The following is a 629-nucleotide window of genomic DNA, read 5'->3' on the forward strand; positions in this document are numbered from 1 at the left end:
CCGCCATACCGACGGCTCGATCCACCTGTTCTACAATCGCTGTCCGCACAAGGGCGTCAAGATCGCCTCCGAGCCGTGCGGCAACACCGGAAAGTTCTTCCGCTGCCCCTATCATGCCTGGTCGTTCAAGACCGACGGCTCGCTGCTGGCGATCCCGCTGAAGAAGGGCTACGAGGGCACCGGCTTCACCGACACAAAGGCGAATGACGGGCTGTCGCGGATCAGGAATGTCGTCGTCTACCGCGATTTCATTTTCGCACGCCTGAGCGAAACCGGCGTCGCCTTCGAAGACTATTTCGGCGAAAGCCTCTCGACCATCGACAACATGGTCGACCGCTCGCCGGAGGGGAAGCTCGCCGTCGAGGCCGCGCCGATCCGCTACATGCACACCTGCAATTGGAAGATGCTGGTCGAGAACCAGACCGACACCTGCCATCCGATGGTGGCGCATGAGAGTTCGGCCGGCACCGCCATCAAGGTCTGGCAGCGCGAGCAAGGCGACTCCAAGGAAACGCCGATGGCGGTGCAGCTCTATGGGCCGTTCATGAGCCCGTACGAGTTCTACGAGCAGAGCGGCATCCGGATCTGGCCCAACGGCCATGGCCATACCGGCGTCGCCAACTCCATCC

At 62.3% G+C, this 629-nt stretch carries 1 protein-coding gene; it reads left to right on the forward strand.

The features are described from left to right. Positions 1–629: Rieske 2Fe-2S domain-containing protein (locus tag NS334_RS16930; RefSeq protein ID WP_153002819.1), on the forward strand; the 629-nt coding region annotated here is incomplete at both ends.

The organism is Sphingomonas endophytica, from assembly GCF_001476895.1.
Classification (GTDB): Bacteria; Pseudomonadota; Alphaproteobacteria; order Sphingomonadales; family Sphingomonadaceae; genus Sphingomonas; species Sphingomonas endophytica_A.